Origin of the sequence: Pseudoduganella sp. RAF53_2 (assembly GCF_052113985.1) — a bacterium.
Lineage (GTDB): Bacteria > Pseudomonadota > Gammaproteobacteria > Burkholderiales > Burkholderiaceae_D > Rugamonas.
Genome location: NZ_JBFRDW010000679.1, coordinates 1 through 3,168, shown reverse-complemented (window position 1 = coordinate 3,168; position 3,168 = coordinate 1). Strand labels below are relative to the sequence as shown.

Here is a 3,168-nt window from a genome sequence, read left to right as displayed (position 1 = left end):
CTGCTGGAGGCATATCACCAATGGCGCGGCTGGGCTGCGAAGTCGGCGGGCGACTACACTTTCCACGTTGCGGTCACCTGGTGGTCGGATCAGGTTCACGAAGAAATGGGAACACTGGTACGCAATCATGGCGTGAACAGTTTCAAGCACTTCATGGCCTACAAGAACGCCATCATGGCGGACGATGAGACACTGGTGCGCTCTTTCCGCCGCGCGCTGGAGCTGGGCGCCATCCCGACCGTACACGCCGAGAATGGCGAGCTGGTTTTCCAGTTGCAGAAGGAACTGCTGGAAAAGGGCATTACCGGTCCGCGCGCGCATCCGCTGTCGCGCCCACCCGCAGTGGAAGCCGAAGCCGCGAACCGCGCGATCGCCATTGCGAATGTGTTGGGAACCCCGCTGTACATTGTCCACGTCTCCTGCAAAGAATCGCTGGATGCCATCACGCGCGCCCGCGCTGCCGGACAACGTGTATATGGCGAGGCGCTGGCTGGCCATTTGATCGTGGACGACAGCGTGTATGAGCATCCGGACTTCGACTACGCAGCGGGCCACGTGATGAGCCCACCGTTCCGCAGCAAGGAGCACCAGAAGGCGCTGTGGCAAGGCCTGCAGGGCGGGAATCTGCACACCACGGCGACCGATCACTGCACTTTCTGCGCCGAGCAGAAAGCGGCTGGACGCAATGACTTCACCAAGATCCCGAACGGCTGCGGCGGCGTGGAAGACCGCATGGCCGTGATCTGGGACGAAGGCGTCAATAGCGGCAAGCTGACGCCGTCCGAATTCGTGCGCGTGACGTCGGCCAACGCGGCGCAGATCTTTAATATCTATCCGCGCAAAGGACTGATCGCTGCGGGCTCCGATGCCGACATTGTGGTGTGGGACCCGGAAGGCACACGCACGATTTCGGCCAGGACCCAGCACAACAAGGGCGGCTTCAACGTCTTCGAAGGACGCACCGTCAAAGGCATTCCGAGCACCACGGTGGCGGCGGGCAAGGTCGTTTATCACCGCGGCGAATTGAGAGCGGTGGAAGGCGCGGGCCGCCACATCGACCGTCCGGCATTTGCGCCCATCACGGCGCGCTAAGGAGCAAGCATGAGCGATTTACGTATCAATGGCCAGCGCCTGTGGGACTCGCTGATGGAATTGGCCAAAATCGGCGCCACACCCAAAGGCGGCGTCAAACGACTCACATTGACGGACCTCGACAAGCAAGGCCGCGACCTGGTTGTCGGCTGGGGACGCGCGGCCGGCATGTCGGTCACGGTCGACCAGATCGGCAACGTCTTCATGCGCCGCGACGGCACGGATAACTCGTTGCCGCCGATCATGACGGGCAGCCATATCGACACCCAGCCTACCGGCGGCAAATTCGACGGCAATTACGGCGTGCTGGCCGGCCTGGAAGTCGTGCGTACCCTGAACGACAAAGGCATCAAGACCAGGGCGCCGATCGAAGTCGCGTTCTGGACCAATGAGGAAGGCTCGCGTTTCGTGCCGGTGATGATGGGTTCCGGCGTGTTCTGCGGCGCTTTCACCCTGGAGCACGCCTACGCTGCCAAGGACATCGAAGGCAAGACTGTGCGCGACGAGCTGGCACGCATCGGCTATATGGGCGACCAGGTTCCGGGACAGCATCCGATTGGCGCGTACTTCGAGACGCACATCGAACAAGGCCCGGTGCTGGAGGATGAGGACAAGGTGATTGGCGTGGTGCCTGCCGTAATGGGCCTTTCCTGGTACGACTGCACCGTCACCGGCATGGAGGCCCACGCGGGGCCGACGCCTATGCATTTGCGGAAGGATGCGATGCAGGTGTCCACACGCATCATTCAGGAAGTAGTGGCCATCGCCAATCGCTATCCGCCGTACGGACGCGGCACGGTGGGCATGATGCAGGTCTTCCCCAATAGCCGCAACGTGATTCCCGGCCAGGTCAAGTTCAGCATCGACCTGCGCAATGTGAATGACGAGCTGCTGAACAAAATGCATGAAGAAATGCTGGCCTTCGTGGATAAGACATCGCTGGAGACTGGCCTGAAGATCCAGGTCGAGCGCGTGTCCTACTATCCGCCATGCCCCTTCCATCCTGACTGCGTGGGAGCGGTACGCAAGGCGACCGATAAACTGGGCTATTCAGTGATGGACGTCGTCTCCGGCGCCGGCCACGACGCAATCTATGCGGCACGCGTGGCGCCGGCAGGCATGATCTTCGTGCCCTGCAAGGACGGCATTAGCCACAACGAGATCGAGGACGCCAAGTCGGAGCACCTGGAAGCAGGCTGCAACGTGCTGCTGCACGCGATGCTCGAAATGGCAGATCGTTAGGCAGAGGGCCTGCGTCGCGTAGGGCGGATCATCGATCCGCCTTTACGCCGCTTTCCAATCGCCTGTACGCAGCGTATCCACAAGCTCTTTCGCATAACCAGGCAAGGCAGCATAGCTACGTGTGGCCAGCAATTGCTGCCTGTTCGCCCATGAATCACTCAAGCCCAGCACCTTGACTGCGGACGCATCGCGCGAGCGCTGCGCCGCCGATTCCGGTACCACGGCAATGCCGTTGCCGACGGCGACCATCCGGCACACGGCATCAAAACTCCGCACGCGCACGCGGTAGCGCAGGCGCGCGCCAAGCCGCGTTGCGTGTTCGCCGATGTGCTGCTGCAGGGCGYTGTCGYCGGCCAGGCCGATAAATTCCTCATCCACCACGTCGCCAAATGCGACGCTGGTGCGGCGGCCCACACGCCGGGCCAGGGGATGGCCAGGCGCCATCACCAGCACCAGCCGGTCCTTGCGCAGCAGGGCGGTTTCCAGCCCGCTGTTATCCACGGCGTCGCTGATGATGCCAATGTCGGCGAGGTCGTTGCGCAGCGCCTGCACGATCTCTCGGCTGAGCCGCTCTTCCAGGTCGATATTCACCTGCGGGTGTTTGGCCATGAAGTCAGCCAGCGCGTCCGGCAGATATTCGGTGAGTGCCGACGTATTGCACAGCAGGCGGATATGGCCTTTCAACCCGGTCGCATACTCGCCAAGATCGGCGCGCATGCGCTCCATTTGCTGGGTTATGGCGCGGGCGTGGTGCAGCAGGGTGCGGCCCGCGGCGGTGGGCTCGACGCCGCGCCGGCCACGCACCAGAAGTGGGACGCCAAGCGTGTCCTCCAT

Annotated in this window: 3 protein-coding genes; 2 read left to right on the top strand and 1 reads right to left on the bottom strand. The window is 62.5% G+C overall.

The annotated features are described in order from the left end of the window. Both hydA and AB4Z11_RS27650 read left to right on the top strand, forming a co-directional pair. Positions 1 to 1,092, top strand: a 1,092-nt coding sequence (hydA, locus tag AB4Z11_RS27655) for a dihydropyrimidinase (protein ID WP_442029046.1), incomplete at its 5' end; no start/stop codon positions are given. Between the two features lie 9 nt (positions 1,093 to 1,101). Beyond that, positions 1,102 to 2,334, top strand: coding sequence for a Zn-dependent hydrolase (locus AB4Z11_RS27650; RefSeq protein ID WP_442029045.1), 1,233 nt, complete (start codon positions 1,102 to 1,104; stop codon positions 2,332 to 2,334). A 42-nt stretch (positions 2,335 to 2,376) separates the two neighbouring features. Here the strand turns inward: AB4Z11_RS27650 and AB4Z11_RS27645 are convergent. After that, the coding region (locus AB4Z11_RS27645) for a LysR substrate-binding domain-containing protein (protein WP_442029044.1) at positions 2,377 to 3,168 on the bottom strand (792 nt) is incomplete at its 5' end.